This window comes from Ralstonia psammae, from assembly GCF_958405935.1.
Taxonomy (GTDB): Bacteria; Pseudomonadota; Gammaproteobacteria; order Burkholderiales; family Burkholderiaceae; genus Ralstonia; species Ralstonia psammae.
On sequence record NZ_CATZBU010000013.1, the window covers coordinates 54,088 to 79,467 of the forward strand.

Sequence of the window (25,380 nt, forward strand, 5' to 3'; positions counted from 1 at the left end):
TCGCTACGGGAATTCGTCCGGCGGATGCCGTGCCACTTCTGTTGCCACGGCCCGGCATCCGCGCGGTCACTGCGTTACACCGCGATACGGTTACTTCGACGCCCACGAGGCGAAGCGCTGTTCCAGCTCGTCGCCGTGGTCGGTCCAGAACTGCAGGTTCTGCAGCACGGCGTTCTTGGCGTTCTCCGGTGAGTTGGGCATGTTGGCCTGCGTCTTGGCGTCCAGCGCCTTGATGGCGGCGACGTTGGCCGGGCCATAGGCGATGTGCTTGGCGTATTCCTGCTGCGGCTTCTGCGACAGCGTGTAGGCGATGTACTGCTCGGCCAGCGCCTTGTTGGGCGTGCCCTTGGGGATGGCCCAGTAGTCCAGGTCGTAGATGCTGCCGTTCCAGACCACCTTCAGGTTCTTGCCTTCGCGCTGGGCGGCGTCGATGCGGCCGTTGAACGCGGTGGACATCACCACGTCACCCGCCACCAGGAACTGCGGCGGCTGCGCGCCGGCTTCCCACCACTGGATGTTCGGCTTGAGCTGATCGAGCTTCTTGAACGCGCGGTTCTGGCCGTCCTTGGTGGCGAGCACCTTGTAGACATCCTTGACCGGCACGCCGTCAGCCATCAGCGCGAATTCCAGGTTGCCGCGCGCACCCTTGCGCATACCGCGCTTGCCCGGGAATTTCTTCACGTCCCAGAAATCGGCCCAGCCGGTCGGGGCGGTCTTGAGCTTGTCGGCGTTGTACGCCATTGCAGTCGACCAGACGAAGAAGCCCACGCCGCAGGTGCTCGGCGATTCCGGGATCAGATCGGTCTTCTTGGCGATCTTGCTCCAGTCGAGTTTCTCGAACAGGCCTTCGTCGCAGCCCCGGCCGATGTCGCCCGATTCCACTTCCACCACGTCCCAGTTGACGTGCTTGGCTTCCACCATGGCCTTGATCTTGGCCTGCTCGCCGTTGTACTCGACCACGGTCACCTTGTTGCCGGTCTGTGCTTCGAACGGCTTATTGAAGGCCGCCTTTTGCGCGTCACCATTGGCGCCGCCGAAGTTGACGACGGTGATTTCCGCAGCGTGCGCGCCGAATGCAATGGCGAACGCGCCGGCAAGTACGCTCAGACGCGTCTTTGCGATGTGTTTCATTCCTGGCTCCTCTTTTTGGCGTGTGGGTACAACGTGTGGTCGTGGCATGCGGGCAGGGTTGCCCGCGTGCGTCATGCAAAAACGCGCAGGTGTTCGGGGGCGAATTCAAGCTGGATCGGCGCGCCCGGCGCGAAGCCTTCGAGCGCGCGCGTGCCCAGCGGCACCTTGACGAAACATTCGGGTTGATCAGGCAGGGCGCAGCGCATGCGCACGTGATCGCCAAAGTAGACGAGGCCGCGCGTCTGGCCCATCAGCGCATTGCCGGCAGCGGAGGCCCCCTCGGCCAAGCGCATGCGCTCGGGGCGGATGCAGCCGGTGGCGGTGGCCCCCACGTTGGCGCCGGCGATGTTGCGGCCCGTGATGCGGGCGCCGTCGTTCAGTTGCAGCTCGCAATAGTCGCCGTCGACGCGGGTGACGGTACCGCGCAACGTGTTGCTGTCGCCGATGAAGTTGGCGACGAACTCGTTGCAGGGGCGTTCATAGAGGCTGTCCACCGTGTCGAGCTGCTGCACGATGCCCTTGTCGAATACCGCCACACGGTCCGACATGGTGAGCGCCTCGCCCTGGTCGTGCGTCACGTAGACGAAGGTCACGCCCAGCTTTTCGTGCAGCGACTTCAGCTCGTACTGCATGTGTTCACGCAGTTGCTTGTCGAGCGCGCCCAGCGGCTCGTCCATCAGCACGAGCTTGGGCTCGAACACCAGCGCGCGGGCCAGTGCAATGCGCTGCTGCTGGCCGCCCGAGAGCTGTGCCGGATAGCGCTTGGCAAAGCCTTCCATGCGCACCATCTGCAGGGCCTTGTGCACGCGCTCGGCACGTTCGGCCGCCGGCAGCTTGCGCACGGTCAGCGGGTATTCCACGTTCTGCGCCACTGTCAGATGCGGAAACAGCGCGTAGTTCTGGAACACCATGCCGATGTTGCGCTTGTGCGGCGGCACGTTGTTGAGCAGCGCACCTTCCAGGCGGATCTCGCCGCCGGTCGGGAATTCAAACCCGGCCAGCATCATCAGGCATGTCGTCTTACCCGAGCCGGAGGGGCCGAGCAGGGTCAGGAACTCGCCTTGGTAGATGTCCAGGTCCAGATGCTTGACCACGAGGGTCTCGCCGTCATAGGTCTTGCGTACACCGCGAAAGCTGACGATCACGTCGTCGGTCTTCATTGCTGCTTCCTCCATACCATGTCGGTCATCGAGCCGTAGCGCTGCCGGCCGCAGGCGGCATTCGCGGGCGTGCCCATCCCGCTTCGCCCCGGCTTACTGCTCATGCCGCTCGTCCTGCCGTTCTCCGATCCGTTTGGGTCGGTCAACATGCCGTGTTGTGACGAATTGTGGAATGGACTATAGCGGCTCATTGTTCTGCCAAGTGGACCCAATCCTGGTTATTTGATGGAGCCATTTTTGGCGGCGCCTCGGGCACCGCTCATGGGCGTGCGGCCTGTGGCACCACAATAGGGAAAACCCCGAATGCCTTGCCCGAGCAAGCTCGGCGGCCGATCGTGCGATGGTGATGATGTGTCTGAGTGTAGGTCGTACGCCAGCACACGTGCGACAGGCATAACAGAGCGCGGATGGAACCAATTTCGCCGGAACAGCGGGCCGCTCACGCTGCGTGGAAATGGTGCGCCGCGTCGTCACGCAAACGGTGCACGGCGTTGGGCGGAGCGCGCGGCCGCTCCGACAGCAATGTTGTCGTGCAGCAACCCGCGCTCAGGCCGCCGGCTCGTCAGCCAACGCCAGTGCCAGGTAGACGCTCACGGTCAGCCCTCCACCGGGTGTTTCCGACAGTGCGACCGTACCGCCATGCAGACGGGCGATCTCGCGGACGATGGCCAGGCCCAGGCCGCTGCCGTCGTGGCCTTCTGATGCCGCACCGCGATAGAAGCGGCCGAATACTGCATCGCGCTCGAGCAGGGCAATGCCGGGGCCGTCGTCTTCCACTTGCAGCACGGCCTGCTCGCCGAGCATCACCATCGCCTGCCGCTTGACCCGCAGCGTGACGCGCGCCCTGTTGCCGGCATAGAGGATGGCGTTGTCGAGCAGGTTGCCGACCAGCTCCTGCAACCATTGGGGTTCGCCCGCCACCGTCACGGGTTCGCCTTCAAAGCCGAGGTCGACACCGGACTTGCGCGCGACGGCCGCCAGTTCCAGCGCGACGTCGCCGGCCAGCGTGTCGAGGCGCAGCGGCTGGAGTTGCGGTGCGTAGCCACTGTCGGTCTCCAGGCGGGAGAGCGACAGCAGTTGCTGCACGCCCCGCGCGGCCTGGCGCACCGTGCCATGCAGCGGCTCCAGATGGCGGCGGATGCGTTCTCCATCGGGCTCGCGCAGGGCGAGTTCGGATTGCGCCTGGATCACGGCCAGCGGCGTCTTCAATTGATGCGCTGCATCGGCAAAGAAGCGCTTGCGGGCTTGCACCATGCGCAGCAGGCGCGCCACATATTGATTAATGGCCTCGACCAGCGGCGCGACTTCTGCCGGCAACCCCTGCTGCGGCAGCGGGGCAAGCTCATCGGTGCCGCGCCCGGCCACGGTTTCGCTCAACTGCCGCAGCGGCCGCAGCCCGCGCCGCACACCCAGCCAGACAATGCCTACCGCCAGCACCACCAGCAGCACCTCCTGCTGCAATGAGCCGGCCAGAATCTCGTGCGCCAGCGCCTCGCGCGGCTCCAGCGTTTCGCCCACCAGCAGCCAGACGATCTGCGTCTCGGCGGATTGCGCATCGCGCACCGGCAGGGGCTGCGCGGCCATGCGCACCTGCATGCCGCGAAACAGCGTGTCGTAGAAGACGGTGCGATACGGCGTGGGACGCTGCCCGCCCGGCATGGGCAAATCGTCGTAGCCGGTGAGTGTGCTGCCGCCGGTATCGACCATGCGGTAGAAGATGCTGCTGCCCGTTTCCGATTCGAGAATGTCCAGTGCGAGGTAGGGCAGGTCGATGGCGAATTGCTTGTTGCGCAGTCGCACGCCTTCGCGCATGGCCTTGAGCGAGGCTTCCAGTGTGCGGTCGAACGCGGAGTTGGCCGCAGTCATGGCACGCGTGTAGGTCAGCCACGCATCCAGCGCGAGCAGCCCCAGCAGCGGCAGCAGCAGCCAGAGCGAAAGCTGCCGACGCAGGCTCGACGGGTTCATGGGGCCGCGCCTTCCGTGGTTTCCAGCAGGTACCCGAGCCCGCGCAACATGACGATGGCCACGCCGCTGCCGTCGAGTTTCTTGCGCAGGCGGTGCACGTAGATCTCGATGGCATCGGCGTTGACGGATTCGTTGATGCTGAAGATCTTTTCCGAGATCGCAGCCTTGTTGACGGCGCGGCCATCGCGCAGCATCAGCACTTCCAGCACGGCGCGCTCGCGGCCGGTGAGGGCGAGCAGTTCGCCGTTGAGCGTGAAGGCGCCGCTGATGCCGTCATAGTGCAGCGGGCCGCATTGCAGTTGCGTGCTCTCGTGGCCGTGGCTGCGGCGGATGAGCGCGCGGGCGCGCGCCTCCACTTCGGTCAGGTCGAAGGGCTTCGCAAGGTAATCGTCAGCACCGAGGTTCAGGCCGCGCACACGTTCCTCCACGGCGCCGTGTGCGGTCAGGATCATCACCGGCAGCGCGTTCTTGCGGGCGCGCAGGCGGCGCAGCACTTCCAGCCCATCAAGGCGGGGCAGGCCTATGTCGAGAATGGCCAGCGCGTAGTCCTGCGTGGTGAGCAGCAAATCGGCCGCGTGGCCGTCATGCACGCAATCGACCGTGAAGCCGGCCTGGCCCAGGGCTTCTTCCAGCGTGCTGGCCAGCTTCAGGTTGTCTTCCACCAACAGGATGCGCATATCGGACGTCTCTCAATCAGCCGCAGAGGAATACAGACATCGCCGCATGTTTTGAAGCTAGGGAAACCCCCGAGAACACCGCGACACATCCCGCCAATTTCCGGCCAATCGAAAGTGAACTGAAAGTGCGCTCCTCATACGATCCGTCCCGCCCAAAGGCCCTGCGACTGCGGCTTTTGCGCAAGGACAACGAATAAGGGAGACCTGATGAACAAGACTTCGATGGCGCTGGCAGTGGTTGCGCTCGCCACCGCCACTACCGCCGGCACGGCCGCCGCACAATCCTCCAATGTGACCCTGTACGGGATCATGGATTCGGGCATCGAGTACGTGAACCACGCCGGTCCGAACGGCGGCAGTGCCACGCGCCTCGTTTCGGGCGGCAAGAACACCTCGCGCTGGGGTCTGCGCGGCACCGAAGACCTGGGCGGCGGCATGAAGGCCGTCTTCAATCTGGAAAGCGGCATCGCCATCGACACCGGCAAGCTCGACACCGACAACACGCTGTTCGACCGCCGCGCGGTGGTTGGTCTGGCTGGCGGCTTCGGTCAGGTGGTGGTCGGTCGCACCTTCACCACCACGTACGACTTCATGCTGCCGTACGACCCGATGGGCTACGCGCCGAACTACTCTTGGGCCACGTCGTCCACGGCAACGGGTGACCGCAAGGACGGCCTGTTCTCGCGCGCTTCGAACGCTGTGCGCTATGACGGCACCTTTGGCGGCCTGAAGCTGGGCGCCACCGTCGGCTTTGGCGAGGCGGCCGGCAACTTCAAGAGCAGCTCCAAGTACGACCTGGGCGTCGGCTACAGCGTGGGTGGCTTCTCGGCCGCCGTCACGTGGGATCGCCAGAACGGCGCAGGCACGAGCACCACGCCGGCAGATACGACCGACTACATCCAGGGCATTCACGCTGGTGCCAGCTACGACTTCGGTGCACTGAAGCTGTTCGCGGGCTATCGCAACTACAAGCGCGCCTTCACGACGGCCGCCGCCAGCCAGCGCAGTGATATGTACTGGGCGGGCGCCAGCTACGATGTGACGCCGGCCTTCACCCTTTACGGCGCGGTGTACAAGCAGAACATCAAGGACGGCACGGATGCCGATCCGATCCTGTTCTCCGTTCGCGGCCAGTACGCGCTGTCCAAACGCACTACCGCGTACCTGTCTGCCGGTTATGCCAAGGCCAAGAACGGCCAGAACGTGAGCCTGTCGCGCGACGTGATCGGCTACGCCAGCAACCAGGTGGGTGTGACGATGGGCCTGCAGCACCGCTTCTGATCGACCGGTCGACCCGTCAATCGCTGTAACGAATACGGGCACCTTCGGGTGCCCGTTTTGTTTGATCAGAGCCCTCTTCTGCAGGGCATCAGTCAGTCGCCGTGCGGGATTTCAGCATGCGCCGCACGTCCTTGAAATCGTCAAAGGCAGCAAGGTCGTGCTCGATATTGCGAACATGTTCGCGCAGCACAGCGATGTCGGTGTCGAGCTTTTGCAAAACGGCGTCGGGCGGCATCGCTTCGAACCGCTGGTACCCGTACGTGTACCGGAACGTTGTCTCGACACGATGGATTTGCCGGTCCAGCTCGCGCACCTGGTCTTTCAGGATCTGGTTGTAGTGTGTCAGCCGTGCTTCGCTGATCTGGTTGATCGTGCGCTGATCGATGTGCTCAAGTTCAAGCTGCAACTCGATCAGTTGCAGCAGGTTGTTTTTGGCATAGGCCTCGTTAACACGCTGCATGAGCCGCGTCTTCCGATCGCGCTCCTGCGGATCGGTTTCCCGGTCTGGATGCAAGGCGCTGGCGAGTTTGCGATAGACCTCGCGGATGGACAGGCTGGTCTGCGCCTGTTCGTCTTCCGCCCGTGCTTCTGCGGCAAGTTGCTTGGGAGATTTCTTTCGGGCGGCCCGACGGGCTTCACGCTTGCTTGCAACGGCGGCTTTTTTCTCAGCCCGTTGCGCGATGTGCGCGCGGGCACGTTGCAGTAGCGCTTCCTGCGAATGCACGTCCGTGTCATCGCCCAGGTCGACACCGAGTGCCGCCTCGAGCCTTGACTTCATTTCCGCGGCTTGCATCGCGGCTTCCCGGTCGAAGTCTGTGCCGCTGTACTTGTTGTAGAGCACCTTCAGGCCGGGGTCTTCATCAACCAGATCACTGCTCAGTTCGATGATGAGGGCGGATATCGTGCGCCGCTCGGCCTTGGTAAAGCCGTCGTGTTCATAGACTTGGTCGAGGCTGCGCACCATCCGGATGTGCAGCTCGGTGCGGGTTCGCTCTAGCGGCAAGAACTCGCTGGCATAGCGGCGCTGGAACTGAACGGTGGTCGCCTCCCAGTCAGCCAGCCGCTTGCGTCGATTCTCGATCTGTTTGATCAGCGCGTTGAATGCTCTCTGGCCCTTCGACAGCGTTGGCGAGTCGTCCGCGTGCTGATCGGGCGCAATGCTGATGGCCGGACGGGGTGCCTTGGTCATGGAGCGGAAATGTCGCGGGCTCCGCTAAGGGAGCCCGGGCTGTGGGTCATGTGGCGGCGGTGTCGATCCTGAGCGCCGCGGTGGTGCTCAGGAACAGGGTCAGTCGAGCAACAGCGCGTCGTCGTCCACCTTGGCGCCGCGCGTTTCTTCGAACTTCTGCAGCAGGTGCGGCACGTCCAGGCCGCGGCGCTCCTCGCCTTGCACGTCGAGGATCACGTTGCCCTGGTGCAGCATCACCGTGCGGTCGCCGTAGTCGAGCGCCTGGCGCATGGAGTGGGTCACCATCATCGTCGTCAGTTTGCTCTCCGAGACGATCTTGGCGGTCAACTCCAGCACGAAGGCGGCCGTTTTCGGGTCCAGCGCGGCGGTGTGCTCGTCCAGCAGCAGAATGCGCGACGGTTGCAGTGACGCCATCAGCAGGCTCACGGCCTGGCGCTGGCCGCCCGAGAGCAGGCCGATGCGATCGGTCAGGCGGTTTTCCAGGCCGAGATCAAGCCGGCGCAGTTGCTCACGGAAGATCTCGCGCCACTTGCGGTTGGTCGCAAACCTGAAACCGCGCCGCTGCCCGCGGCACATGGCCAGCGACATGTTCTCTTCGATGGTCAGGTTTTCGCAGGTGCCGGCCATCGGGTCCTGGAACACACGAGCGACCTTGTCGGCGCGTTGCCATGCCGTCTTGCGCGTGACGTCTTCACCGTCGATGGTGATGCGGCCAGAATCGACCAGTTGGTCGCCGCTGATGGAGTTCAGGAACGTCGACTTGCCGGCCCCGTTCGAGCCGATCACGGCCACGAACTGGCCCGCCGGAATGTCCAGCGACAGGCCGCGCAGCGCGCGCGTTTCGATGGGCGTGCCGGGGTTGAAGGTGAGGGTGAGTGCTTGTGCGCTCAGCATGTCAGTTCCCCTTGGTAGCGGTCTTGGCGAACTTGCCGAACACCTTGCGGCGCACACCGGGAAGCACGAGGGCGATCACCACCAGCGCGGCGGTCACCATGTTCAGATCCTGCGCCTGCAGGCCGATGAAATCGCTGTTGAGCGCCAGGGCGATGAAGAAGCGATACAGGATCGCGCCCACCACCACGGCCAGCGTGGTCAGCACCAGGCGGCGTGCTGGCAGCACAGTCTCGCCGATGATGACGGCGGCCAGGCCGATCACGATGGTGCCGATACCCATGGATACATCGGCGCCGCCCTGCGTTTGCGCGTAGAGCGCACCGGCAAGCGCCACCAGCGCGTTGGACAGCGCCATGCCGGCCAGCGTGGCGCGGCCGGTAGCCACGCCCTGGGCGCGTGCCATGCGCGGGTTGGCGCCCGTGGCGCGCAGCGACAGGCCGATCTGCGTGGAGAAGAACCAGTCCACCAGCAGTTTGACCACCACCACGACCACACCCAGCAGCACCGGGCGGAAGACGTAGTCGGGCATCCAGTCCGGCTGCAGCAGCGAGAAGATCGTCGGCTCGGAGATGAGCGGCACGTTGGGCTTGCCCATGATGCGCAGGTTGACCGAGTACAGCGCGATCATCATCAGGATACTGGCGAGCAGATCCATGATTTTTAGGCGCACGTTGAGCCAGCCCGTGATGAAGCCGGCAGCGGCGCCGGCCAGCGTGCCGCCCAGCGTCGACATGAACGGATCGTGTCCACTGGCGATGAGCGTGGCCGCCACAGCGCCGCCCATGGGGAAGCTGCCGTCGACAGTGAGGTCAGGGAAGTTGAGGATGCGGAACGAGATCAGCACCCCGAGCGCCACGAGGCTGAAGATGAGACCGATCTCCAGGGCGCCGAGTAATGAAAACAGTGACATGACAGAGTAGGGCGCGATGGTTGGGCACCGGCCTGTGTGCAATGAACGGGGACGCTTGTGGGTAAGAGCGTAAGCGACCGGCCATGATGCGGCGGATAGCCACGTTGGGGCTCGGGCAGCCAGACCCGCGCCGGGATGGCTCCGTTGGACGGAGGCATCCCGGCGCCTTGCGAGTTACTTGATGACTTCCTTGGCGTCCTTCAGCAGGTCCGCCGACAGGGTCGCGCCTTGCTTCTTGGCCGCGCCTTCGTTCACGAACAGCTCCAGGTCGGTGCTGCCGGCCGAAGCAATCGAGCCCGGCTTCTCACCCTTCAGGATGCGGGCGACGACCTTGCCGGTCTGCTGGCCCAGCTTGTAGTAGTTGATGCCCAGCGCGGCGATGGCGCCGCGCTTGACGCTGTCGGTATCGCCGGCCACCAGCGGGATCTTCGCTTCGTTGGCCACCTTCACCAGCGATTCGTACGCCGACACCACGTTGTTGTCGGTGTTCGTGTAGATCACGTCGACCTTGCCGATCAGGTTCTTGGCGGCCGGCGCAATGTCCACCGTGCGCGGCGCGGCCGATTCGACCAGCGTCATGCCTTGCGCCGGCAGCAGCTTCTTCAGCTCAGTGACCACCACCACGGAGTTGGCTTCACCCGGGTTGTAGACCATGCCGACACGCTTGGCATTGGGCACAACACGCTTGATCAGGGCGATCTGCTTGTCCAGCGGCAGCTTGTCGGACACGCCAGTCACGTTTGTGCCGGTCGGCTCCCAGCTCTTGACCAGTTGTGCGGCAACCGGATCGGTCACGCCCGAATACACGACCGGGATCGATTTGGTGGCAGCAACAACCGCCTGCGCCGACGGGGTTGCGATGGCGATAATGGCGTCCGGCTTGTCGCCGATGAACTTGCGGGCAATCTGCGCGGCAGTGGCAGTGCTGCCTTGCGCGCTCTGGTATTCCCACTTCAGGTTCTTGCCTGCGTCAAAGCCTTCGGCCTTGAGTTGCTCCTTGGCGCCATCGCGGATGGCGTCGAGCGCCGGGTGCTCAACGATGGCCAGCACTTCGACCGACTTGGTGGCCTGTGCCAATGCCGGTGCGGCTTGCAGCAATGCCATTGGAATGGCAGCAAGCGCGGCAATGCGGAAGGCGTGCTTGAACGTGGACATAAGGATCTCCTGTTTCCTTTTGGGTGGTTTCGCTCTGGCGGCGAGCGGGATAGGCCCGTGCCGGCGTGATTGGTTTTTCAGACTCTGGATTCTTGAGCGCACCGAAGCAGTGCAATACCGGCGCACGTGGGCGCACATTATGGGACAAATCGCAATGCTTTTCAGCAAACACTTCAAAAGAGTCTGGGGGGTACGGAGGGATTCCGGTTGCGTGCGATGTAACGCGGCCATCAAGTCAAAAAGGGGCACGCGGCCCCTTTTTTTTTACTGCCCCACCGGGCTGCTGATTACTGGATCTTCGCCTTTTCGCGCAGGTCCTTCAGCATCGCCTGGAACTTGCTGCGTTGCCAGTTCTGGTCGCCCATCATCATCTCGAGCAGTTGCGGCTTGACTTCTTCGTACGACGGGATCTTTGCGTCGCGCGTGTCGTCCAGACGGATCACGTGCCAGCCGAATTGCGTCTTGACCGGCGTCTGGGTGATCTGCCCCTTCTTCAGGCCGGTAAGCGCTGCGGAGAATTCCGGCACGTAGGTGCCCGGGTTCGCCCAGTCCAGATCGCCGCCGTTGGCGCCCGATCCCTTGTCCTTCGATTGCGCCTTGGCAATGTCTTCAAACTTGGCGCCAGCCTTCAGCTTGGCGATGATGGCCTTCGCGTCGGCTTCCTTGTCCACCAGAATGTGGTGGGCGTGGTATTCCTTGCCGTTGCCGAACTGCGCCTTGATCTTGTCGTACTGCTTGTGCAGCTCGTCTTCGGTGGCGGGACTGTTCTTGACGTAGTCCTCGAACTCGGCGGCCACGAGCACGTTCAGGCGGGCCGATGCCAGTTGTTCCTGAATATCGTCGCGCTCCAGCAGACCTCGCTTGGCGGCGTCCTGCTCGATCAGTTCGCGGTCGACCAGCATCTCGCGGGCCTTGGCACGCAGCTCGGGCGATTCGGGCTGGCCCGACTTCTTGATCAGCGCGTCCACCTTGGCGCTCGGGATGGCTTTGCCGTTGACCACCGCGGCGTTTTGCGCCATGGCGGGAGCAACGGTCGCAGCAAAGGCAACAGCCAGCAGGCTGGCAGTGAGGCTGGAAATCTTCATGGGATTGCGTTCGAGGGAAGGACGAGTGAGCGTGGAATGCGCTTACGTGTTTTCTTCGGGAGTTACCGCGCGGATCGCCAGGGCATGGATCGCCGCCGGCCATAGCGTGTGCAGCGCATCATACACCATGCGGTGACGCGCCAAACGGTTCTTGCCGGCAAAGGCCGAGCTGACGATTTCGACGTTGTAATGCCCCCCGCCGGAGGCGGCACCGGCGTGTCCGACGTGCTTGGCGCTGTCGTCTTCCACGACGAGGTGGAGGGGCTGGAAGGCCTCGCGCAGCAGGCGTTCGATTTCACGCGGATCGGCGGCCATCAGCGGTCGTCCCCGATGTTGGCGTCGTTGGCCGCGTTGGCAGGGCGCTCCTGCATGTGGCGCGCGAGCCAGACACTTTGCACGAGGATGAACACCACCATCAGCCCCATCGAGCCGAACAGCTTGAAGTTGACCCACACGTCGGTGTCGAAGTTGTAGGCCACGTAGAGGTTCAGGCAGCCCATGGCCAGGAAGAACAGGGCCCACACCAGGTTCAGGCGGCCCCACATCGGTTCGGGCAGCGATACCTGCTGCTCCATCATGGCTCGGATGAGGTTCTTGCGAACGAACGCCACGCTGCCCAGCAGCACAACACCAAACAGCCAGTACAGCACCGTTGGCTTCCACTTGATGAAGGTCTCGTTGTGGAAGATGAGCGTGGCGCCGCCAAACACGCCGATGATGAGCAGCGACAGCCACTGCATGGCGTCGACCTTGCGGTGCCGGAACCACACCCAGGCGATCTGCAGCACGGTAGCGACCATTGCGACGGTGGTCGCCACATAAATACCGGCCACCTTGAAGGCAGCAAAGAACAGGATGACCGGGAACAGATCGAACAGGAATTTCATGCGGGAACGCGCTTGTGCGGGCCTATGCGGAAGATCAATCGCCGAATTTTAGCGCAGCCGAGTTAATGCAATACCGCAGCCCGGTGGGCGCAGGGCCATCTTCGAACACGTGGCCGAGGTGGGCGCCGCAGTTCTTGCACTGCACTTCGATGCGCAGCATGCCGTGCGAACGGTCGGTTTTCTCGGCGATCACTTCACCGTTGATGGGCTGGAAATAGCTCGGCCAGCCGCAGCCCGCATCAAACTTGGTCGACGATTCAAAGAGCGGCGTGCCGCAGCAGACGCAGTTGTAGACACCGCGATCCCAGTGGTCCCAATACTTGCCTGTGAAGGGGCGCTCGGTCGCGGCTTCGCGGGTGACGCGGTATTCGATGTCGGAGAGTTGGTCGCGCCATTCGGCGTCGGATTTATTGACGGTCATGGTGATGAGACTCCTTGTTGGGTTCAGCAACCGCGGGATGGGAGCGATCGGGCGGCTGACGTTATTTTGTCGTTCTGCTGCGGCAATCCTGACAGGCGCGGATTAGAGCATGGCGTCAGTTCAGGCGCATCCCGCGCGCCACATGTCGGATCACGACGAGCAGCTCACTTCCAGTGAGGACGCCCAGTCCGGCGCCGGCTGTGCGTAGTGCTCAAAGCCCGGGTGGTCGTCAAACGGACGGGCCAAGACGGTGCGCAGGTTTTCAACCTCGGAGAAATCCTTTTCCTTGGCGCGGCGGATGGCGATTTCGGCCAGGTGGTTGCGCAGCACGTATTTGGGGTTGACGCGATGCATGGCGGCCGCGCGTTCGTCGTCGGATTGCGGTTCGGCCTGCAAGCGCTGGCGATACGCGGCGAGCCACACGTCAGCGGCAGCGCGGTCGAAGAAGAGATCACGCACGGTGCGCGCTTCTGCCGTGGGGGGCGTGTCGTCGCGGCGCACCGAGGCGAGATGGCGGAAGAACAGCGTGTAATCGACGCGCTGGTTGTGCAGCAGCTTGAAGAGGTCGCCGAAGAGCGTTTCGTCTTCGTCCTGGGCGGTGGAGAGGCCCAGCTTGGCGCGATAACGTGCGTAGAAGGCTGCGCCGTAGACGTCGCGGTAGGTCAGCAGCACATTCTGCGCGGCGTCGATGGCGGGTTGGGCCTGCGCTTCGTCGCTCAAATTGACGAAAACGTCGGGATCTTCGCCGAACAAAGGCAGCAACGCCTGCGCGAGGCAGAACAGGTTCCAGTAGCCGATCTGCGGCTGCTGGGCGTAGGCGTAACGGCCGCTGGTGTCGGAGTGGTTGCAGATGTGGTTGGCGTCAAAGCCATCCAGGAAGCCGAACGGGCCGTAGTCGAGCGTGAGGCCGAGGATCGACATGTTGTCGGTGTTCATCACGCCGTGGCAGAAGCCAACGGCTTGCCAGTCAGCCATCAATTCAGCCGTCCGGCGGGCGAGGTCGCGCAGCAGGGCGAGATACGGTTGCGGCTCGCTGCGGCAGGCGGGGTAGAAGCGGTCGACGACGTAATCGGCGAGTGCGCGCAGTTGGGGCAACTGTTCGCTGGCCGCAAAGTGCTCGAAGTGGCCGAAGCGCACGAACGACGGCGCAAGGCGCGTGACGACGGCAGCGGTTTCGATCTCTTCGCGGCGGACGGGGGCGTCTGCGCCGGTAACGCAAAGGGCGCGCGTGGTTGGAATGCCAAGGCCGGCCATGGCTTCCGAACACAAGAATTCCCGGATGGACGACCGAAGCACAGCGCGTCCGTCGCCCATACGCGAATACGGCGTACGGCCGGCACCTTTGAGCTGGACTTCACACGGGCCGTCGGCTGCCTGCAGTTCGGCCAGCAACAGCGCGCGGCCATCGCCCAACTGGCCCGCCCACACGCCGAACTGATGGCCCGAATAGACGGTGGCGAGCGGGTCGCTCCAGGCGGCGACGGCATTACCGGTAAATACGGCCAGTCCGGCCGGGGTATCGAGTTCGGCGCGTGTGATGCCGAGCGACGTTGCGGCATCCGGCGAGAAGCCTACCAAATAGGGCTCACCGATTGCCCCCGAAGGCATGGGCATCGGCGGCAGGCGCGTGAGAAAGCGCTCGCCCAGGGCTGAAAAACCGGGGGCTGCTGGGGGGCGGCCGGGCCAGTCGAAGGGGCTCGCAAGGGAATCGTCAGGCAAGGCGGCGGGGGAGGCAGTCATAGGGTGGGGCGGCAGGGCAGGCAGCCGATAGCACAGGAAACGGCGCAAAAAAAGTGCCGAATCCTCAAATGTTGTGCGCTTTGCGGCGCAGCAAAATGCGCGCTCCGTAGGGGAAAACGCCATGTTGAGACGCAGCAACGCTATCGCGTATTGTACTTGCGAGTAAAGAAAGCTGCAGCCTGCGAACCCTTGCACCACAACGATTCGCAGGGTTTTTCAGATGGCCGGGTAAACATGGGGGCCGATGTGGCAGCGCACAACAATATCCCGTTGACGTGCTTGACGATCACGGGAACAATCGGCCAAAAAATAGAACGGTTGTTCAGTTTTTTCTAGGAGACACCATGGCCCTGATGGGACAAATGATGAGCGCCCCTTTGCTCATCTCGACCATCATCGAACATGCAGCGCGCAATTCCGGTTCGACTGAAGTCGTGTCGCGCCGTGTCGAGGGCGATATCCATCGCACCACGTACCGGCAAGTGCGAGACCGTTCCAAACAACTGGCGAATGCGCTGTCCGCACTCGGCGTGCAGCCCGGCGAGCGTGTCGGTACGCTGGCCTGGAACGGCTATCGCCACCTTGAAATCTATTACGGCGTGTCTGGCTCGGGTTCGGTGTGCCACACCATCAACCCGCGGCTGTTTCCCGACCAGATCGCCTACATCGTCAATCACGCTGACGATCAGTACGTCTTCTTCGACCTGACGTTCGTGCCGCTCATCGAGGGCATCGCGCCGCATTGCCCGAACGTGAAGGGCTGGGTGGCGATGACCGATCGCGCCCACATGCCCACCTCCAGCGTGCCGATGCTCTGCTATGAAGAGCTGCTGGACGCGCAGAGCGCCGACTACACCTGGCCGCAGTTCGACGAGAACACGGCAGCCGGCCTGTGCTACACGTCGGGCACCACGGGCAACCCGAAGGGGGCGTTGTATTCGCATCGATCCACGGTGCTGCATTCGTATGCGTCTGCATTGCCGGATGCACTTGGGTGTTCGGCGCAGGACGTGATCCTGCCGGTGGTGCCGATGTTCCACGTTAACGCGTGGGGGCTACCGTATTCCGTGCCGCTGGTGGGCGCCAAGCTGGTCTTCCCGGGGCCGAAATTGGATGGCGCTTCGCTGTACGACCTGTTCGAGCAGGAGAAGGTGACCTTCTCTGCGGGCGTGCCGACCGTATGGCTTGGCCTGCTGCAACACGTGCAGGCCAACAAGCTGAAATTTTCGACGTTCCGCAAGACCGTGATTGGCGGTTCGGCGGCGCCGCCGGCCATGATCCGTACGCTCAAGGAGTTGGACGTGGAAGTCATCCATGCGTGGGGCATGACGGAGATGTCACCGCTGGGCACGACGTGCAAGCTGATGGGCAAGCATGCCGACCTGTCGGACGAGGCTAAGCAGCACGTGCTCGAACGTCAGGGCCGGGCCATCTACGGTGTCGAGATGAAGATCGTCGATGCCGAGGGCCACGAACTGCCTTGGGACGGCAAGGCCTTCGGCGATCTCTACGTGCGCGGGCCCTGGACCATCCAGAGCTATTACCGCAACGAGGTGTCGCCGCTGGTTGACGGCTGGTTCCCGACGGGTGACGTGGCCAACATCGATGCCGACGGCTACATGCAGATCACCGATCGCAGCAAGGACGTGATCAAGTCCGGCGGCGAGTGGATTTCATCCATCGATGTGGAAAACGTGGCCGCTTCGCACCCCGGCGTGCACATGGCCGCGTGCATCGCGTGTCACCACCCGAAGTGGGACGAGCGTCCGTTGCTGGTGGTGATGAAGAAACCGGGCGTGGAACTCACGCGCGACGAGATGCTCAAGTTCTTCGAAGGCAAGGTTGCCAAGTGGTGGGTTCCGGACGATGTTGTGTTCGTCACCGAGATTCCCCTCACGGCCACTGGCAAGATGCAGAAGCTCAAGCTGCGCGAGCAGTTCAAGGATTACCAGTTCCCCGCTGTACAGGCTTAGCTACATATAGAAACTGCCGCCCGTGCATGGGGTCACCCCGGGCACGAGGACGGCGGACGTAAGACAACCGGATCAGGGCCGGCCGCGGCACGTCGACACGCATGACGACGATGCAGCGGGATGAAGCCCGGGCGCGTTGCAACCTGGAGACGCAAGCAGCCGCACGCCCACCAGAGGCACGCGGAGAGTGACTCGCCGGCGGCTCCACCACATGAAGGAGACACGCATGACGAAGTTCCGTCCGTTGGTTGTGGCTGTTGCATGTGTTGCGGCAATCGGTGGGGCAGTCCTGCCCACTGCAGCGTCCGCCGCCGAAACCGTGAAGATCGCCTGGATCGATCCGTTGTCCGGCCTGATGGGCGCGCTGGGCCAGAACCAGTTGCGCAGCTGGCAGTACATCGCCGATCTTGCCACGCAGAAGAACTGGGCCGGCGACGGTACGAAGTTCGAAGTGGTGGGTTTTGACAACAAGCTCTCGCCGCAGGAGAGCCTGACGGCGCTCAAGCAGGTGGCCGATCAGGGCATCCACTACATCGTGCAGGGCAACGGCTCGAGCGTCGGGATGGCGCTGGAAGACGCCGTTGCAAAGTACAACGAGCGTAATCCGGGGAAGGAGATCGTCTACCTGAATTACGCTGCGGTGGACCCGGACATGACCAACAGCAAGTGCAACTATTGGCACTTCCGCTTGGACGCCAACTCCGACATGAAGATGGAGGCGCTGACCAGCTTCCTGGCGAAAGATCCGAAGGTCAAGAAGGTCTACCTGATCAACCAGAACTACTCGTTCGGCCATCAGGTCGCGCGTGCGGCCAAGGAATACCTCAAGCGCAAGCGTCCGGACATCGAGATCGTGGGCGAAGATCTGCACCCGCTGGCGCAGGTGAAGGACTTCTCGCCGTACGTGTCGAAAATCAAATCGTCCGGCGCCGATACCGTCATCACCGGCAACTGGGGTAGCGACTTGGCGCTGCTGATCAAGGCCGGCAAGGATGCAGGCCTGAACGCGAACTTCTATACGTACTACGCCTCGACCACGGGCGTGCCGACAGCGATGGGCTCTGCAGGCGCAGATCACGTGAAATACGTGGGCTACTGGAACGTCAACAACGACGGCTACAAGGGCGCCGATATCGTCGAGGGCTACAAGAAGAAGTACAACGACGATTTCTACCTGATGGCGTCGTACACCGGCATCGCCATGCTGGCCAAGGCCATCAAGCAGACCAAGTCGGCCGAGCCAGCCAAGGTTGCCAAGGCGTTCGAAGGCATGAAAGTCGATAGCCTGAACGGCACCTTCGAGATGCGCGCGTCTGACCACCAAGGCCAGCAGCCGCTCTACATCGCCACCTGGGAAAAGACCAACGGCAAGAACGTTAAGTTCGACCAGGAAAACACCGGCTACGGCTGGAAGACCGACGCGGTGCTTGATCAGTACGTGGCGTCGCAGCCGACCTCCTGCCAGATGAAACGTCCGCAGTAAGGCGACGGGTGGTGTGCCGAAGGGCCGCCCGATGCTATCGTGCGGCGATGTTTTAAACGGAGTCCATGGGCCCGCGCATTGATGCGTCTGGCCCATGCTCCGCCGAATCTGCTGGAAGGGCTGCAGCGTGGAATTTCTAGTCATCAATCTCTTGAACGGCATCAGCTACGGGCTGTTGCTGTTCATGCTGTCTTCGGGCCTGACGCTGATCTTCAGCATGATGGGCGTTCTCAATTTTGCGCATGCCAGCTTCTATATGCTGGGTGCGTATTTCGCCTACGTCGTCAGCGGTTATCTGGGCTTCTGGCCCGCGCTGATCATGGCGCCGCTGCTGGTGGGCGCGCTGGGCGCCGTGGTCGAGCGCTTCGGCCTGCGCACGGTGCACCGCTATGGCCACGTTGCCGAACTGCTGTTTACGTTTGGCCTGGCTTATCTGATTGAAGAAGGGGTGAAGCTGGTGTGGGGCCTGCCCGCCGTGCCATATCGCGTGCCGGACGCACTGGACGGCCCGCTGTTCACGCTGTTCACGTCGTCGTTCCCCAAGTACCGCGCCTTCATGATGCTGGTGTCGCTGCTGATGCTAGTGGGCATCTTCCTGCTGCTCACGCGCACACGTATCGGGCTCGTCATTCAAGCTGCGCTCACGCATCCGGACATGGTCGAAGCGCTGGGCCACAACGTGCCGCGCGTGTTCATGCTGGTGTTCGGTGGTGGTTGTGCGCTGGCTGGGCTGGCAGGGGTGATTGGCGGCAATGCCTTTGTGACCGAGCCGTCGATGGCGGCAGCGGTTGGCTCCATCGTGTTCGTGGTGGCCGTGGTGGGCGGCATGGGGTCGCTGGTAGGCGCGTTCATCGCGTCGCTGCTCATCGGCTGCATCCAGACCTTTGCCGTCACGCTTGATATCTCGGTAACCAGCGTGCTGGGGAAGATCGGTGTCACGCTCAATCCGGACGTGCCGCTCATCTCGGTCTGGAACCTGACGATTGCGCAAGTCGCACCGGTGCTGCCGTATCTGCTCCTGGTGTTGATGCTGATCTTCCGCCCGCGTGGGCTGATGGGAACGCGGGAGAGCTAAATGGAACGCACCATGCACCAACAAGCGCAACAACAAGCCGCGCTGCCGGCCAACGATCGTGCGCGGACGATGAAATTCAGGCCGGTCAATCTTGCCCGGTGGCTGCTCTGGGGCATCACCGCGCTGGTGATGATCGTGCTGCCGCTCATCTGGCCGCAGGGTTTTGCCATCACGCTGCTCTCGCAGATGGGCATCATGATCATCTTCGCGTTGTCGTACAACATGCTGCTCGGCCAGTCCGGCATGCTGTCGTTCGGGCACGCGGTGTACGCCGGCCTGGGCGCCTTCATGGCCGTGCACGTGCTCAACAAGATCGGCGCCATGCAGACGCTGGGCATCGGCGGGCCGCTCGCCGTCGCGCTGTTGCCCATTGCGGGCGGCCTGGGCGGCGCGCTGTTCGGCGTCATCTTCGGCTACGTCACCACCAAGAAGGCCGGCACGACGTTCGCCATGATCACCCTGGGTATCGGCGAGATGGTGTTCGCCAGCGCGTTGATGTTTCCGGACTTCTTTGGCGGCGAGGGCGGTGTCTCCACGAACCGCAGCATTGGCGATGCGCTGGCCGGCGTCACCTTCGGGCCGGCGCGCCAGGTGTACTACCTGATCGCCGCGTGGTGCCTGGTCTCGATGGCACTGATGTACGCGTGGACGCAGACGCCGCTGGGTCGTATCGCCAACGCCGTGCGCGACAACCCGGAGCGCGTGGAGTTCATCGGCTACAACACGCAGCGCGTGCGCTTCCTGGTGGTGATTTTGTCGGCGTTCTTCGCGGGCATTGCCGGCGCGCTGTCGTGCATCAACTTCGAAATCGTGACGGCCGAGAACGTGTCGGCGGTGCGCTCGGGCTCGGTGCTGCTCGCGGCCTTCATTGGCGGCATGGGCAGCTTCTTCGGGCCGATCATCGGCGCGGTGCTCACGGTGTTCTTTACCGTGGCGCTGTCGGGCATCACGAAGGCGTGGCTGCTGTACCTGGGGTTGTTCTTTGTGCTGATGGTCATGTACGCACCGGGCGGGATCGCCAGTCTTCTGGTCATGCACCTGCCGATCGTGCGACGCGGCAAGCTCAAGACGCTGCTGCCGGCTTACGGTGTGGCGATTGTGCCGGCCATCATCCTGCTGGTCGCGTTGATTTCCACCGTGGAAATGATCTATGCCGTGCAGGACGACGCCTCGGGGGGCGTGGTCACGCTGTTCGGCCTGTCTGTCGAACCGAATGCCCTGAAGCCGTGGATCGTCGCCGCCGTGCTGTGGCTGGTGGGCGGCTTCGGCTTGCGCGCCGCAGCGGGCAAGCTGCGCGCCGCCTGGGACAACGCATTGCAGGAGCCGCAACCATGAGCCAACCGACATCTGGGCCGACCGCAGCGCTCGAGTTGCGCGATGTTCGCAAGCGCTTTGGCGCGACTGAAATCATTCGAGGGGTCAACCTCACCATCGGCAAGGGCGAGCGCCATGCGCTCATCGGCCCGAACGGCGCCGGCAAGTCGACCACGTTCAATCTGATCTCGGGGCGGTTCCCGGCCAGCTCGGGAAGCGTGCGCCTGAACGGCGAAGAGATCAGCGGCCTGGCACCGTTCGAGATCAACCGCAAGGGCCTGTCGCGCAGCTTCCAGATCACCAACATCTTTCATCGGCTGTCGGTGTTCGAGAATCTGCGCTGCGCGGTGCTCTGGTCGCTCGGCTACAAGTATTCGTTCTGGCACAAGCTGGCCGAACTGCGTGATGCACGGGAGCGCGCTGAAGAAGTCCTCGAGCAGATCGGCATGACGCATCGGCGTGATGCTGCCGCAGGCCTGCTGACCTACGCCGAGCAACGGGCGCTGGAAATCGGCATCACCATCGCGGGTGGCGCAGACGTCATCCTGCTGGATGAACCTACAGCCGGAATGAGCCGCTCCGAGTCCGACCATGCGGTGGACCTCATTCGCAAGGTCACCGTCGGCAAGACGCTGGTGATGGTCGAGCACGACATGAGCGTGGTGTTTGGCCTGGCGGACCGCATCTCGGTGCTCGTCTACGGCGAGGTGATCGCCACCGACACGCCCGAGGCCATTCGCAATAACCGTCGCGTGAAAGAGGCCTACCTCGGCACCACGCTGGACGAACCTGCAGGAGCGCATTGATGGCAACGAATACTCCGATGTTGGAGGTGCGCGACCTGCACGCGTACTACGGCAAGAGCCACATCCTGCACGGCGTCGACATGCACGTGGGCGAGGGCGAGATCGTCGCCCTGCTCGGGCGCAATGGGGTGGGGCGTTCGACCCTGGCCAAGTCCATCATGGGCATGGTCCGGCACGAAGGCGAAATCCTGTTGCGCGGTAAGAACGTGAGCGGCCTGCGAACCTTTGAAGTGGCGCACAAGGGCATCGGCTATGTGCCCGAGAACCGGGACATCTTCCCCACGCTGACGGTGCGGCAGAACCTTCTGCTTGGCGAGAAACGCAACCCGAGTCAGCCCAAGCCGCGCTGGCAGGTGGAAGACATGTACCAGATGTTCCCGCGCTTGAAGGAGCGCGAGAACACCGCGGCAGGTGTGCTTTCTGGCGGCGAGCAGCAGATGCTGACGCTATGCCGCACGCTGATGGGCGATCCCGATTTCATCATCATCGACGAGCCGACCGAAGGCCTTGCGCCGCTGGTCGTGACGCTGGTGGGCGAGTATCTGAAGACGCTCAAGGAGCGGGGGATCTCCGTGCTGCTGGTGGAGCAGAAGCTGGCCATTGCCCTGGACATCTCACAGCGCGTGTATGTGATGGGGCACGGCCAGATTGTGTTCGAGGGAACGCCTCAGCAGTTGAAGGCGGATGTGAAAGTCCGGCAGGAGTGGCTGGAGGTTTAAACCCTGCAAGTTGAACCACACTGCACAGAGGGCCCGCATGGAGAAGTGCGGGCTTCTTTTTAGCAGGCAGTTGAAGTCGGGCCCCATTGTGGGGCCCGTCGGTCAGTTCACGATGACACCCGCCGAATTGGCTTCGGTGATCGTTTTGACTTGCTGGAGATGTTCCGGGCTGAACTGCATCTCCGAGTACTTCACGAACCGGGTCTTGAATTTCCAGCGGTACGCCAGCCAGATCGCCACAAACAGAATCACGCCGCAGTACGTTGCAATGAAGGCGCCAAAGTTGTCGATGGGTGCAAACAGTGCCTTGGTGTTCTGTCCAAGAATGATCACCACGCACAGGATCGCCACCATGATCGGCCCGAACGGGAAGAACGGCGACCGATATGCCAGTTGCTTCACGGAGTGCCCCTGGCTCGTGAACCCCTTGCGGAACCGATAGTGCGCCAGCGCAATGCCAAACCAGGCAATGAAGCACGTCACCGCAGACGTATTCAACAGCCACAGGTAGACCACCTGATCGCCAAAGAAGGAACTGAAGAAGCACAGCGCGCCAACGGCGGAAGTTGCCAGCAGCGCGCGGTGTGGCACGCCGTTGGCCGACACCCTGGCAAACCAGCGCGGCGCCTGACCTTCGAGCGACAGGTCGTACAGGATCCGCGTCGACACGTAGAGGCTCGACGTGCCGGACGACAGCAGCGCGGTCAGCACCACCGCATTCATCATGCCGGCGGCAAACGCTAGGCCCGCATGCTGGAACACCAGTGCAAATGGGCTGACGCCCACGTCCGTCGCTTCATTGCGCAGCAGGTTCGGGTCGGTGTACGGCAGCAGCACACCGATGATCAGGATCGCCAGCACATAGAACAGCAGGATGCGCCAGAAGGTCTGGCGAATGGCGCGCGGGATCGTGCGGGAGGGGTTCTCGGCCTCGCCGGCGGCAACGCCAATGGTCTCGACGCCCTGGAACGAGAACCCGGCAATCATCGCCACACCGACCATGGCCGGCACACCGCCCACGAATGGCGCATCGCCCACCGTGAAGTTCTGCCAACCCGACTGCGGCCCTCCATGCATGATGCCGAAGATCATGGCCAGGCCGATCAGCAGGAACACGACGATCGTCACTACCTTGATCATCGAGAACCAGTATTCCGCCTCACCGAAGCCACGCACGGAGAAGGCATTGAGGCCAAACATGAGCAGCAGGAATGCGGCGCTCCACACCATGCCCGACACGCCCGGGAACCAGTACTTCATCACCAGCTGCGCGGCGGCCAATTCCACAGCAACGGACACGGCCAGTGCAAACCAGTAGTTCCAACCCAGCGCAAAGCCGAAGCCTTCTTCCACATACAAGCGGCTGTAAGTCACGAACGAGCCCGAGACGGGCAGATGCACTGCCAACTCACCAAGACTCGTCATCAGGCAATAGACCATCACGCCGATCAGCGTGTAGGTCAGCAGTGCGCCGCCGGGGCCAGCCTGCGCAATGGATGCGCCGGACGCGACGAACAGCCCCGTGCCGATGGCGCCGCCCAGGGCGATCATCATCAGGTGGCGCGAGCGCAGGCGTCGGCGCAGTTCGGATTGGGCTTCGAGGCCGGTGGGGGTGATGGGTGTGTGCATAGCCGGTAACGCCGGGTGGGCGTCCCAATGAAAACGCCCGCCGGATGCAGTGCAAACGGCTGGCGGAGCGGGTGTGATTACTGCGTACGGTTCGCGACGGTCGGCAATTCGGGGCCGGGGTCTTGGCCGGCCAACGAATCGCGCAGCACGGGCGGGCGCGGGAAGTGCATATCCTGGTAGCGGACAATGCCGCCGCCACGCACCAGCCGGTAGCCGATCCAGATCAGGAAGAAGACCGGGATGCCGATGTACGTGGCGATCACCGCCGGCCAATCGACGGTGCCGCTGGTGAACGCTTGGTAGTTCTGGCCAAGCGTGATGACCAGGCAAAGTCCGAACGCGAACAACGGGCCATATGGGAAGAACTTCGAGCGATACGGCAACTGTGCCGGATCATGCCCCTGCGCCACGAGTCCTTTGCGGAAGCGATAGTGGCTCACGGCAATCCCGAGCCATGCCACAAAACCGGTCATGCCCGAGGTGTTCAGCAGCCACAGATAGACCGTCTTGTCGCCATACAGCGAACTCAGGAAACAGAGCGCGCCGACGGCGGTCGTGGCCAGCAGCGCATTGCGCGGCACACCGTTCTGGGTGAGTTGCGCAAAGATGCGCGGCGCGCGGCCCTCGGTCGCCAGGTTGTAGAGCATCCGCGTGGACGCATACATGCCCGAGTTGCCCGCCGACAGCACGGCCGTCAGGATCACCGCGTTCATCAGCCCGGCTGCAAACGCCAGGCCGGCATGCTTGAACACCAGCGTAAACGGGCTCACGCCAATGTTGGTGACTTCCGTCGACAGCAGATTCGGATCGGTGTACGGCACCAGCACGCCGATGATGAAGATCGCCAGCACATAGAACAGCAGGATGCGCCAGAACACCTGCTTGACCGCACGCGGAATGGTGCGCGCCGGGTCGGCCGATTCGCCGGCCGCCACGCCAATCAGCTCCGTCCCCTGGAACGAGAACCCCGCGATCATCGCCACGCCGATCATCGCCGGCAGCCCGCCCACGAACGGCGCATCACCCAGCGTCAGGTTTTGCAGGCCCGATTCCGGGCCGCCCTTCATGATCCCGAAGATCATGGCCAGGCCAATGCCGATAAAGAAGATGACGGTAACGACCTTGATGAGGGCGAACCAGTATTCCGCCTCGCCAAAGCCGCGTACCGAGATGGCGTTGAGCAGGAACATGACGGCGAGGAACACGGCGCTCCACAGCACGCCCGGCACATCGGGAAACCAGTAGTGCATGACGAGCTGCGCGGCCGCCAGCTCAACGGCAATGGTCACGGCCCAGTTGTACCAGTAGTTCCAGCCGAGCGCGAAGCCGAAGCCTTCGTCCACATACAGCGCGCCGTAGGTCGCAAACGACCCGGAAACCGGCATATAGGCGGCAAGCTCACCCAGGCTGGTCATCAGGAAATAGACCATTGCCCCGATCAGGATGTAGGCGGCGAGCGCGCCTCCGGGGCCTGCCTGCGAGACCGACGCGCCCGAGGCGACGAAGAGCCCCGTGCCGATCGATCCGCCAATGGCGATCATGGTGAGATGGCGCGCGCGCAAAGTGCGGCGCAAGCCCGGCGTCTCTGAGGACGGGGTAGCGTGTTCTGACATGGATACAGAGTGGTCGATTTTGCTCGGATCGCGAATCAAATCGACAAAATGTGACGAGACGTCCGCGCGCCTGATGGGCACCCGGCGAACGAAATGCGCGACTCTATCAAAACCGTCACGCAGCGGGCAAAAAATCCATGCTGCCGCACGCGCATTTGAACCCACCAGGGGTGTGCCGGATCGCCCGCCGGACGGCGCCGTGCAGCGCAAAAATAAAAATTGAACGACCGTGCTATTTTGTGTATTCTGTGTCGAGTCGCGGCCTTACCGCGC

The 25,380-nt window shown here is 63.1% G+C and carries 22 protein-coding genes; 7 read left to right on the top strand and 15 right to left on the bottom strand.

The window, feature by feature from the left end:
* Positions 1-90: 90 nt before the first annotated feature.
* The 4 genes from R2N16_RS20615 to R2N16_RS20630 all read right to left on the bottom strand — a co-directional run bounded on the left by R2N16_RS20615 (position 91) and on the right by R2N16_RS20630 (position 4,933).
* Positions 91-1,131, bottom strand: a complete 1,041-nt coding sequence (locus tag R2N16_RS20615; RefSeq protein ID WP_296223449.1) for an ABC transporter substrate-binding protein — start codon at positions 1,129-1,131, stop codon at positions 91-93.
* Between the two features lie 71 nt (positions 1,132-1,202).
* A complete protein-coding gene (locus R2N16_RS20620) occupies positions 1,203-2,291 on the bottom strand; it encodes an ABC transporter ATP-binding protein (RefSeq protein WP_316668087.1) in 1,089 nt (362 codons plus the stop codon).
* A gap of 546 nt (positions 2,292-2,837) precedes the next feature.
* On the bottom strand, positions 2,838-4,256 hold the full coding sequence (locus R2N16_RS20625; RefSeq protein ID WP_316668089.1) for a sensor histidine kinase: 1,419 nt from the start codon (positions 4,254-4,256) through the stop codon (positions 2,838-2,840).
* Positions 4,253-4,933, bottom strand: a complete 681-nt coding sequence (locus tag R2N16_RS20630) for a response regulator (RefSeq protein ID WP_316668091.1) — start codon at positions 4,931-4,933, stop codon at positions 4,253-4,255. The genes R2N16_RS20625 and R2N16_RS20630 overlap by 4 nt, the downstream gene beginning before the upstream one ends.
* Before the next feature lie 207 nt (positions 4,934-5,140).
* Here R2N16_RS20630 and R2N16_RS20635 point away from each other — a divergent pair, with 207 nt between their 5' ends.
* On the top strand, positions 5,141-6,214 hold the full coding sequence (locus R2N16_RS20635) for a porin (RefSeq protein ID WP_316668093.1): 1,074 nt from the start codon (positions 5,141-5,143) through the stop codon (positions 6,212-6,214).
* A gap of 88 nt (positions 6,215-6,302) precedes the next feature.
* Here R2N16_RS20635 and R2N16_RS20640 read toward each other — a convergent pair whose 3' ends face one another.
* From R2N16_RS20640 to R2N16_RS20680, 9 genes are all read right to left on the bottom strand, one after another.
* A complete protein-coding gene (locus R2N16_RS20640) occupies positions 6,303-7,403 on the bottom strand; it encodes a J domain-containing protein (protein WP_316668095.1) in 1,101 nt (366 codons plus the stop codon).
* A 99-nt stretch (positions 7,404-7,502) separates the two neighbouring features.
* Positions 7,503-8,297 carry an ABC transporter ATP-binding protein gene (locus R2N16_RS20645; RefSeq protein ID WP_316668096.1) on the bottom strand — a complete coding sequence of 265 codons (795 nt, stop codon included), beginning with the start codon at positions 8,295-8,297 and terminating at the stop codon, positions 7,503-7,505.
* A gap of 1 nt (position 8,298) precedes the next feature.
* A complete protein-coding gene (locus R2N16_RS20650; RefSeq protein WP_316668098.1) occupies positions 8,299-9,207 on the bottom strand; it encodes an ABC transporter permease in 909 nt (302 codons plus the stop codon).
* A gap of 174 nt (positions 9,208-9,381) precedes the next feature.
* The gene (locus tag R2N16_RS20655; RefSeq protein WP_316668099.1) at positions 9,382-10,362 is read right to left on the bottom strand and encodes an ABC transporter substrate-binding protein; all 981 of its coding nucleotides are present in this window, start codon (positions 10,360-10,362) and stop codon (positions 9,382-9,384) included.
* Positions 10,363-10,649: 287 nt separating this feature from the next.
* Positions 10,650-11,447, bottom strand: coding sequence for a peptidylprolyl isomerase (locus R2N16_RS20660; RefSeq protein ID WP_316668101.1), 798 nt, complete (start codon positions 11,445-11,447; stop codon positions 10,650-10,652).
* 42 nt (positions 11,448-11,489) lie between these two features.
* Positions 11,490-11,762, bottom strand: a complete 273-nt coding sequence (locus tag R2N16_RS20665; protein ID WP_316668103.1) for a BolA family protein — start codon at positions 11,760-11,762, stop codon at positions 11,490-11,492.
* Entirely contained in the window at positions 11,762-12,334 is a 573-nt protein-coding gene (locus tag R2N16_RS20670; RefSeq protein WP_316668105.1) for a septation protein A, read from the bottom strand. Before R2N16_RS20670 ends, R2N16_RS20665 begins: the two co-directional genes overlap by 1 nt.
* A gap of 34 nt (positions 12,335-12,368) precedes the next feature.
* Entirely contained in the window at positions 12,369-12,755 is a 387-nt protein-coding gene (gene msrB / locus R2N16_RS20675; protein WP_316668107.1) for a peptide-methionine (R)-S-oxide reductase MsrB, read from the bottom strand.
* A 150-nt stretch (positions 12,756-12,905) separates the two neighbouring features.
* Positions 12,906-14,495, bottom strand: coding sequence for a protein adenylyltransferase SelO (locus tag R2N16_RS20680; protein ID WP_316668109.1), 1,590 nt, complete (start codon positions 14,493-14,495; stop codon positions 12,906-12,908).
* Positions 14,496-14,839: 344 nt separating this feature from the next.
* Between R2N16_RS20680 and R2N16_RS20685 the strand changes: the two genes are divergently transcribed.
* The 6 genes from R2N16_RS20685 to R2N16_RS20710 all read left to right on the top strand — a co-directional run bounded on the left by R2N16_RS20685 (position 14,840) and on the right by R2N16_RS20710 (position 21,865).
* Positions 14,840-16,468 (top strand): 3-(methylthio)propionyl-CoA ligase, encoded by a 1,629-nt coding sequence (locus R2N16_RS20685; RefSeq protein ID WP_316668111.1) that lies wholly within the window; start codon positions 14,840-14,842, stop codon positions 16,466-16,468.
* Between the two features lie 226 nt (positions 16,469-16,694).
* On the top strand, positions 16,695-17,951 hold the full coding sequence (locus R2N16_RS20690; RefSeq protein WP_316668113.1) for a branched-chain amino acid ABC transporter substrate-binding protein: 1,257 nt from the start codon (positions 16,695-16,697) through the stop codon (positions 17,949-17,951).
* A gap of 127 nt (positions 17,952-18,078) precedes the next feature.
* Positions 18,079-19,026, top strand: a complete 948-nt coding sequence (locus tag R2N16_RS20695; RefSeq protein WP_316668276.1) for a branched-chain amino acid ABC transporter permease — start codon at positions 18,079-18,081, stop codon at positions 19,024-19,026.
* Positions 19,027-20,361: a branched-chain amino acid ABC transporter permease gene (locus tag R2N16_RS20700; RefSeq protein WP_316668115.1), complete on the top strand. Its 1,335-nt coding sequence runs from the start codon at positions 19,027-19,029 to the stop codon at positions 20,359-20,361.
* Positions 20,358-21,146: an ABC transporter ATP-binding protein gene (locus R2N16_RS20705; RefSeq protein WP_027681415.1), complete on the top strand. Its 789-nt coding sequence runs from the start codon at positions 20,358-20,360 to the stop codon at positions 21,144-21,146. Before R2N16_RS20700 ends, R2N16_RS20705 begins: the two co-directional genes overlap by 4 nt.
* Entirely contained in the window at positions 21,146-21,865 is a 720-nt protein-coding gene (locus tag R2N16_RS20710; protein WP_316668119.1) for an ABC transporter ATP-binding protein, read from the top strand. Before R2N16_RS20705 ends, R2N16_RS20710 begins: the two co-directional genes overlap by 1 nt.
* A 102-nt stretch (positions 21,866-21,967) precedes the next feature.
* Here the strand turns inward: R2N16_RS20710 and R2N16_RS20715 are convergent, their stop codons facing one another.
* Positions 21,968-23,494, bottom strand: coding sequence for an amino acid permease (locus R2N16_RS20715; RefSeq protein WP_316668121.1), 1,527 nt, complete (start codon positions 23,492-23,494; stop codon positions 21,968-21,970).
* Positions 23,495-23,571: 77 nt separating this feature from the next.
* Positions 23,572-25,107: an amino acid permease gene (locus R2N16_RS20720; protein WP_316668122.1), complete on the bottom strand. Its 1,536-nt coding sequence runs from the start codon at positions 25,105-25,107 to the stop codon at positions 23,572-23,574.
* Positions 25,108-25,380 lie beyond the last annotated feature (273 nt).

What these genes read in the sequence shown, in the direction of transcription:
- R2N16_RS20615 (WP_296223449.1), bottom strand. Translation starts at nt 1,131, where the DNA reads ATGAAACACATCGCAAAGACGCGTCTGAGCGTACTTGCCGGCGCGTTC.
- R2N16_RS20620 (WP_316668087.1), bottom strand. Translation starts at nt 2,291, where the DNA reads ATGAAGACCGACGACGTGATCGTCAGCTTTCGCGGTGTACGCAAGACC.
- R2N16_RS20625 (WP_316668089.1), bottom strand. Translation starts at nt 4,256, where the DNA reads ATGAACCCGTCGAGCCTGCGTCGGCAGCTTTCGCTCTGGCTGCTGCTG.
- R2N16_RS20630 (WP_316668091.1), bottom strand. Translation starts at nt 4,933, where the DNA reads ATGCGCATCCTGTTGGTGGAAGACAACCTGAAGCTGGCCAGCACGCTG.
- R2N16_RS20635 (WP_316668093.1), top strand. Translation starts at nt 5,141, where the DNA reads ATGAACAAGACTTCGATGGCGCTGGCAGTGGTTGCGCTCGCCACCGCC.
- R2N16_RS20640 (WP_316668095.1), bottom strand. Translation starts at nt 7,403, where the DNA reads ATGACCAAGGCACCCCGTCCGGCCATCAGCATTGCGCCCGATCAGCAC.
- R2N16_RS20645 (WP_316668096.1), bottom strand. Translation starts at nt 8,297, where the DNA reads ATGCTGAGCGCACAAGCACTCACCCTCACCTTCAACCCCGGCACGCCC.
- R2N16_RS20650 (WP_316668098.1), bottom strand. Translation starts at nt 9,207, where the DNA reads ATGTCACTGTTTTCATTACTCGGCGCCCTGGAGATCGGTCTCATCTTC.
- R2N16_RS20655 (WP_316668099.1), bottom strand. Translation starts at nt 10,362, where the DNA reads ATGTCCACGTTCAAGCACGCCTTCCGCATTGCCGCGCTTGCTGCCATT.
- R2N16_RS20660 (WP_316668101.1), bottom strand. Translation starts at nt 11,447, where the DNA reads ATGAAGATTTCCAGCCTCACTGCCAGCCTGCTGGCTGTTGCCTTTGCT.
- R2N16_RS20665 (WP_316668103.1), bottom strand. Translation starts at nt 11,762, where the DNA reads ATGGCCGCCGATCCGCGTGAAATCGAACGCCTGCTGCGCGAGGCCTTC.
- R2N16_RS20670 (WP_316668105.1), bottom strand. Translation starts at nt 12,334, where the DNA reads ATGAAATTCCTGTTCGATCTGTTCCCGGTCATCCTGTTCTTTGCTGCC.
- msrB (WP_316668107.1), bottom strand. Translation starts at nt 12,755, where the DNA reads ATGACCGTCAATAAATCCGACGCCGAATGGCGCGACCAACTCTCCGAC.
- R2N16_RS20680 (WP_316668109.1), bottom strand. Translation starts at nt 14,495, where the DNA reads ATGACTGCCTCCCCCGCCGCCTTGCCTGACGATTCCCTTGCGAGCCCC.
- R2N16_RS20685 (WP_316668111.1), top strand. Translation starts at nt 14,840, where the DNA reads ATGGCCCTGATGGGACAAATGATGAGCGCCCCTTTGCTCATCTCGACC.
- R2N16_RS20690 (WP_316668113.1), top strand. Translation starts at nt 16,695, where the DNA reads ATGACGAAGTTCCGTCCGTTGGTTGTGGCTGTTGCATGTGTTGCGGCA.
- R2N16_RS20700 (WP_316668115.1), top strand. Translation starts at nt 19,027, where the DNA reads ATGGAACGCACCATGCACCAACAAGCGCAACAACAAGCCGCGCTGCCG.
- R2N16_RS20705 (WP_027681415.1), top strand. Translation starts at nt 20,358, where the DNA reads ATGAGCCAACCGACATCTGGGCCGACCGCAGCGCTCGAGTTGCGCGAT.
- R2N16_RS20710 (WP_316668119.1), top strand. Translation starts at nt 21,146, where the DNA reads ATGGCAACGAATACTCCGATGTTGGAGGTGCGCGACCTGCACGCGTAC.
- R2N16_RS20715 (WP_316668121.1), bottom strand. Translation starts at nt 23,494, where the DNA reads ATGCACACACCCATCACCCCCACCGGCCTCGAAGCCCAATCCGAACTG.
- R2N16_RS20720 (WP_316668122.1), bottom strand. Translation starts at nt 25,107, where the DNA reads ATGTCAGAACACGCTACCCCGTCCTCAGAGACGCCGGGCTTGCGCCGC.